Raw genomic sequence first — 6,392 nt, 5'->3', positions numbered from 1 at the left:
GATTTTTTCTGAACATACCCTATTTACGCTTGTGAGGGAAAATCAACAAATCAGTGATTTTTGCACATCTTTGTGCAGGAAACCGTATTGCTTGTCAAGTACATGTTGTGGTGAAGAGCCAGCAGCCTTTTTCTTATGGGGGCATGGCGGCCTAAACCGATACGATTTTTGAAAACCGTTACGGTCTGCGGCGCTTCGTTTGGATATACCGCTCGAGCCGGTCAAGCCCTTCTTTGAGCACATCGAGCGAATAAGCGTACGACAGGCGGACATGGCCTTCACCGTATTCAGAAAAGGCGCTGCCGGGAACGAGGGCGACGCCGGCGTTTTCGACGACATCGAGGGCAAAATCAAACGAAGACATGCCAAAGGCGGCGATTGACGGAAACAAGTAAAAGGCTCCATCCGGCTTCTCAACCGGCAGCCCCATGGCGGTGAGACGACTGTAGCATACTCAAGCCGCTCGGCGTAGGCGGCGCGCATCACCTCGGCGTCGTTTTTGCCGGCGGTCAGCGCCTCCACCGCCGCTTTTTGGCTGATCGATGACGTGCACGAGACGCTGTATTGGTGCACTTTCACCATTTGTTCAACGGCGAACGCTGGAGCGAAGACAAACCCGATGCGCCAACCGGTCATGGAGTGCGATTTGCTTAAACCGTTGATGACGATCGTCTGCTCCGGCAGCCACTCGGCGATCGAGTGATGGCGTCCGTGGTAAACGAGCTCGCTGTAAATTTCATCGGAAACGATCCAAATTGGCCGTCCTTTCAAAAGGGAAGCGATGTTCTCAAGCTCTTCGGCTGACAGCGCCGTCCCGGTTGGATTTGATGGGTATGGAAGAACGAGGCAGCGCGTCTTTTCCGTCAAATAAGGCGCAATGAGCTCAGCCGAGAGACGGAAACCGTTTGGCCTTGTGTCGATGTACACCGGTTTCGCTCCGCACAGGCGGATGAGCGGTTCATAGCCAGGATAGACGGGTGCGGGAAGAAGCACTTCCGTCCCTTCCTCCAAAATCGTGCGAAATGCGATATCAAGCGCTTGGCTGGCGCCGACGGTGGCGATGACTTCGTCCGGCGTGTAGCGAAGGCCGTACTTGTCAGCGACGAATTGGCAAGCCGCCTGGCGCAGTTCCAGCAGGCCGGCGTTCGCTGTATACGTCGTGAAATCGGCGGCGATCGCCTCCTGAGCGGCTGCTTTGACATGATCGGGCGTTGGGAAATCAGGCTGGCCGATCGTCAAGGAAACAAGTCCCGGCCGGTCGGCGACAAGGTTGAAAAATTGGCGGATGCCTGATAACTGAATGGCTTGAACACGTGGTTGAATGAGGTGTTTCACGGTTGTCCACCTTTCTTTTTTGTTTCTATTGTACCATTGGCGAGGAAAACGAAAAAACAAAAATGAGCCCCTTTCCGTCCGGATGGTTCCCACAAACGGAAATGGGGCTCACTCGGTCATCGACGATTCACTTTCCAACTTCGTTCGCTCCTTTTACGCGCCGTATTTTTTCAACAGGTCGTTATATTGGGCGGAAAGCTTGAAAAACAACGGCTTGTCACCGGCCGCGAGCGCTTCATCAATTTGTTCCATCAGTTTTTTTTCTTTGAAACTGGAAGATCGCTTCTTTCAGCACTTGTTCGGCCATCGGTCCGTAGCTGCTTTTTTCTTCCGGCTGGTTGAACAAAACGGTGCCTTCATTCGGGTATTGTTTTTCGTACATGATTCAGTCCCTCCCATATGGGAACGAAACAGTTCCCTTTCTTATATTATCGTCGTTTTTGATGCTAATGTAAAGAAAATTTAGATAAATATTTTTTGTCAATTTTTTCTCTACATGATTTTTATACCCGTTTTTTGTTGGGGCTTAACAGTTTTTCGGTTATGATAAGAGGAGAACAAGGCAAAGGTGATGGCGATGATTCGCACGTGTGTCGTGACAAAAGAATTTGAGATTTTGTATGATGTTGACGTAACGCTTGTCAACAGCCCGGATGTCTCATGGTATTGGGTTGACTTTCATGAGCCGACGGATGAGGAATCGGCGCTGCTCGCCTCCTTTTTCCGTTTTCACCCACTGGCGATTGAAGACTGTCTCGAATATGTGCAGCGGCCGAAGCTCGATTTTTATGACCGCTACTTGTTTGTTGTGCTTCATGCCATTGCCGGGATGACGCTGGAGGCTGAGGAAGTCGATTTGTTTGTCGGGCAAAACTTCATCGTTTCGTTTCATAAGTCGCCGATTCATGCCGTCGACGAGGTGTGGGAGCGATTGAAGCATGAAGAAGATGTTCAGCAGGGGCCGTTTCACGTCATGTACCGGCTGATCGACAAGCTTGTGGATGATTATTTTCCACCGCTTTACCATATTGAAGACGTGCTGAACGATTTAGAGGAGAATACGAACAATGAACCGATTCACGACATTATTGAAAAAGTGTTTGACATTCGCGGTGATTTATCGAAGCTGCGCCGAACGATCGTGCCGATGCGCGACTTGTTGTACCGCATCATCCACTCCGACCGGCTGCAGCGCATGAAAGAACGGCAGCTGTACTTTCATGACATTTATGATCATTTGCTGAAGCTGTCGGAAATGATTGAGACAAACCGAGAAATTACCGCGGATATCCGCGACAGCTATTTATCGCTCAACTCGAATCGAATGAACAATATTATGATGACATTTACAGCCATTACGACCATTTTCATGCCGCTCTCCTTTATTGCCGGCATTTATGGGATGAACTTTGATTATATGCCTGAATTGCACTGGAAGTACGGATACTTTGTTGTATTGGCCGCCATGGCGGTGATCGGCATGACGATGTTCGTCTGGTTTAAGCGCAACGGTTGGTTTCAGTTGTTGAAAGGAGACTGGGCGAAGGAGGAGCGAGAGCGCCGCCAGTAGCCGTATAAAACGGGCTGTTCCCCTCATATACATAATTACATCATGACGGCAGCGTAAGCGCGAAGGAGGGGAACCGATGGCAAGAGGAATTTGGGGCGTCGACTCGGCGCAAGCCGTAACGGATCAGCTGTTTCAATGCGTGCGGACGGAGCTTGGCTATCCGAAATTTTGGGGCCGTTATTTGTCGGAAGTGCCGAACGTGTCCGAAGGGTTGACACGCGACGAGATCGCCCGCATCCGCAACTATGGCGTGAAGGTGCTGCCGATTTATAACGCCTTCCGCGAAGCGGTCGGCTATGCGAACGGTCAGGTGGCGGCGCGCAACGCGGTGTTCCATGCGCGGCGGCTCGGCATTCCGAAAAATAAACTGCTGTTTGCCAACATCGAAGACTTTTTCGCTGTGGATGCCGCTTGGATCGCTGCTTGGGTGGAAACGCTCTATCCGACCGGATACCGGCCGGGGCTGTACGCGGACCCGACGAAAGGGGATTTCGCCGCTGCCTATTGCGAGGCGGTCAGCCGGAACAACCAAGTGGCGGTGCAGGCGGTCATTTGGAGCGCCGCACCAAGGCCGGGAACGACGAAAGAGCAGAAAGCGCCGCGCTATCAGCCGGCTGCCCCGCCTTGCAGCGCGAATGTCTGGGTGTGGCAGTACGGACGTGATGCAGAAGTCTGCCCGGTTGACACGAATTTAGCTGACCGACGCCTATTGGACTTTTTGTATTGAACAAAGCCGTTGCAAAAAGGCAGCGGCTTTTTTATGCGGCTAAAGAATTGTTGGCTGTTGCGCGTCTTTTCTTTTAATTTTTTTGCTTGGATTGATTATATTAGTAATAGGAAAAAAGGAGGATGTCAGTCGGTTGGGAAAAACGGAACGATGATCGAAAGGAGAGGGAATATGGATCGATCTGTCGCCTCGTTGTTGGATCGCATCCATGAACAATACGAACGATGGAGGGCGGGGCCGCCGCTTGACGGTGGGGAATTGGCCCGATTTTTCAATGCTGTCGGCCGGACGGCGGCGGTGATTGGTCGCAGCGACATCGCTGCTGAAGCAGAGCGGCTCATTCATCGATTGAACGGCCAAACAAAACGGCAATGGACAGCGGAGGAGGCGCTGATGGAGATGGTTTCTCTCCTTCGCTGCTTCTATGAAGCCGGGGAAGCGGCTTCTGCCGCCATTCCCTCTTCGCACCGCCAAGGGCCGAAAGCAGCGATTCTCCTCTGTGGAAATGATCCCCTGTTTTTTGCTTACGTCCGCGGCGCTGCAAACCGTGCCATGGCGTTTCACGACGATTCCCTCCCTTGAGCAGGCGGCCGCGTCGATGTTTCGTCTCAGCCCGGATTGCATCATCGTCAGCGTGAAGGAGGGAGAGTGGGAGAATCCGGACTTGACGGTTTTGCTTGAGCGCGCCGGACAGCGCCCCTATCTTCCTGTTGTCATTGTAAGGAGAGACGAGGGCAAAGAGGGGCGGTTGAAAGGTTATGAGCTTGGCGCGGATGATGTCATCACCACCCCAGCGGCAGATGAGCTGTTCGTTCGCGTTCGCCGGCTCATTGAAAAAAAAACGAAAAATCGATGACCTTGTGCTCATTGACGAATTGACAGGTGTGTACAACCGGAAGTATTTGCCGCGGGTATACGCCCGCCTTCGGAGCGACCTCGAGCGTTACGGAGCGCCAAGCTGTTTGGCGTTGCTTGATTTGGACCATTTCAAACAAGTCAATGACCGTTTCGGCCACCTTGCAGGCGATGCGGTATTGCAAAAGCTGGCTGCCTTTTTGCGCCAACATACACGTGGAGTGGATACGGTCGTTCGCTTGGGGGGCGAAGAGTTTGTCGTTTGGCTGGCCAAAACGTCCAAAAGCGAGGCTCGTGCAGTGCTTGAGCGGCTGCAACGCCAGTTCGCCGCCGAAAAAGTCGAAGCGGATGGCGCACTCCTATCATGTACGTTTTCCGCCGGCCTGGTTGAGTGCGATGAACCGGATCGGCCGCTTGACTATTGGCTGCGTCTGGCCGACAAGGCGCTGTATGCGGCGAAACGAGGCGGCGGCAATCGGATCGAAGAGGCGGCGCGTGAGAAAAGCGGTTTTTCGGATGAGGCCCCAAGCCAAGCATCAACGGATCGGCGGCGATGGGCGATTGCCATCGTAGACGACGATGAACTCGTGCGGATGATGATTGCTGATCTTGTCCGCAAGCTCGTCAATGAACAGGGGAGGAAAGCAGACATTTACGAGTTTGGCGACGGCCTTTCGTTTCTCGAATCTCCGTTTTATCAAAGCGGGCGGCAATCTGTCGTCATTTTGGATCGGGTGATGCCAAAAATGGACGGCCTTGAAGTGCTGAACCGCCTCCGTCAAGAGCGAAAGCCATACAAGGTGATGATGCTGACGTCGCGCCAAGATGAGCGGGATATTGCCCATGCGCTGAACCGAGGAGCGGACGAGTATGTGACAAAGCCGTTTAAATGGCTTGAGCTTGAGGCGCGGCTGCGCCGGCTGTTGAAGGAGTTGGAGGAGTGATGGCGCTTTTTTCTGCCTTAGCCGCAACGATTGTTTTCCTTGCACTGTTAGTAAACCTCTTTCTCTATTTGGTGGTGCGAAAATGGAGGGAAAATAGACGCCAGGCAGAGATCAGGGTTTTGAAGAAGCGGTTCCATCTTCCGCTGTTTCGTTATGTGCTCGGCGAAGAGGAAGAGCTGCCGTTGCCGTCTTCGCCGCTTGAGCGTGAGGCGATGATGGAGCTTCTTGACCATTTCGCTTCGCTCTTGAAAGGAGAAAAGGTGCAGGAGAGAATCCGAACATTGGCGGAAAAGCATTTTCAAGGATGGCTGCGCCGCCGGTTGTCAAGCCGGGATTGGAGCGAGCGGATGAACGCACTGTTTCTGATCGAGGATTTGCAGATGAAGGCGATGCTGCCGGAGATGGAGCGGTTGTACCTCTCCGACCGGGTGACGAGAGGAGAAGAAGCAAAACTGTTGACGATTTTCGCCCGATTTGACTATAGCTCAGTGGTGGCCTACGTGCTTGAGCCGAAATATGAATTGACCGAGTTTGCGTACCGAGTTATTTTTGGCCATATGAGCGAGCGGCTGCTTCGACAGGTGGAACAGCGATTTGATGAGCTGACGCGGGCGGGGAAATGCGCGTTCGTGGATATGATCGGCATCCGCCGGCGCGAGGAGCGGTCGTTTTTGCTGGAGCTGTTGGCATCCGATGAGTTGGAGCTTCGCGTTCGCGCGCTCAAGGCGATGGCGGAAATCGGCATGCCGCTTGAAGCGGAGAGGCTCAAGCAGCATTTGTGCTCCTTTAGAGGACTGGTGATTGAACAGGGAAGGCGGCTCAATCCTGTTTTTCCTCAAACGGAGAAGCCTTACGGATATTGGCTCTTCACCACAACATGTACTTGACAAGCAATACGGTTTCCTGCACAAAGATGTGCAAAAATCACTGATTTGTTGATTTTCCCTCACAAGCGTAAATA

The 6,392-nt window shown here is 52.7% G+C and carries 8 protein-coding genes and 1 pseudogene; 6 read left to right on the top strand and 3 right to left on the bottom strand.

Features of this window, described 5'->3' with window-relative positions; translation table 11 throughout:
- Window positions 1–178 precede the first annotated feature (178 nt).
- The 3 genes and pseudogenes from I656_RS09695 to I656_RS19090 all read right to left on the bottom strand — a co-directional run bounded on the left by I656_RS09695 (window position 179) and on the right by I656_RS19090 (window position 1,717).
- Window positions 179–1,335 (bottom strand): annotated as a pseudogene (locus I656_RS09695) (aminotransferase A).
- A gap of 153 nt (window positions 1,336–1,488) precedes the next feature.
- Window positions 1,489–1,587 carry an IDEAL domain-containing protein gene (locus I656_RS19095; protein ID WP_235048609.1) on the bottom strand — a complete coding sequence of 33 codons (99 nt, stop codon included), beginning with the start codon at window positions 1,585–1,587 and terminating at the stop codon, window positions 1,489–1,491.
- Window positions 1,574–1,717, bottom strand: a complete 144-nt coding sequence (locus I656_RS19090) for a hypothetical protein (RefSeq protein WP_020754660.1) — start codon at window positions 1,715–1,717, stop codon at window positions 1,574–1,576. Before I656_RS19090 ends, I656_RS19095 begins: the two co-directional genes overlap by 14 nt.
- 189 nt (window positions 1,718–1,906) lie before the next feature.
- Between I656_RS19090 and corA the strand changes: the two genes are divergently transcribed.
- From corA to I656_RS09710, 6 genes are all read left to right on the top strand, one after another.
- The gene (gene corA / locus I656_RS09700; RefSeq protein ID WP_033005298.1) at window positions 1,907–2,905 is read left to right on the top strand and encodes a magnesium/cobalt transporter CorA; all 999 of its coding nucleotides are present in this window, start codon (window positions 1,907–1,909) and stop codon (window positions 2,903–2,905) included.
- 76 nt (window positions 2,906–2,981) lie between these two features.
- The gene (locus I656_RS09705; RefSeq protein ID WP_015374328.1) at window positions 2,982–3,632 is read left to right on the top strand and encodes a glycoside hydrolase domain-containing protein; all 651 of its coding nucleotides are present in this window, start codon (window positions 2,982–2,984) and stop codon (window positions 3,630–3,632) included.
- A gap of 171 nt (window positions 3,633–3,803) precedes the next feature.
- A complete protein-coding gene (locus I656_RS19085; protein ID WP_235048608.1) occupies window positions 3,804–4,214 on the top strand; it encodes a hypothetical protein in 411 nt (136 codons plus the stop codon).
- 16 nt (window positions 4,215–4,230) lie between these two features.
- A complete protein-coding gene (locus I656_RS19080; RefSeq protein ID WP_020754656.1) occupies window positions 4,231–4,488 on the top strand; it encodes a two-component response regulator in 258 nt (85 codons plus the stop codon).
- Window positions 4,433–5,431, top strand: coding sequence for a diguanylate cyclase (locus I656_RS19075; protein WP_235048607.1), 999 nt, complete (start codon window positions 4,433–4,435; stop codon window positions 5,429–5,431). The genes I656_RS19080 and I656_RS19075 overlap by 56 nt, the downstream gene beginning before the upstream one ends.
- A 119-nt stretch (window positions 5,432–5,550) precedes the next feature.
- The gene (locus I656_RS09710) at window positions 5,551–6,318 is read left to right on the top strand and encodes a hypothetical protein (protein WP_015374329.1); all 768 of its coding nucleotides are present in this window, start codon (window positions 5,551–5,553) and stop codon (window positions 6,316–6,318) included.
- Window positions 6,319–6,392 lie beyond the last annotated feature (74 nt).

The organism is Geobacillus sp. WSUCF1 (assembly GCF_000422025.1).
Taxonomy (GTDB): Bacteria; Bacillota; Bacilli; order Bacillales; family Anoxybacillaceae; genus Geobacillus; species Geobacillus zalihae.
This window is presented reverse-complemented; position numbering and strand designations above follow the sequence as displayed.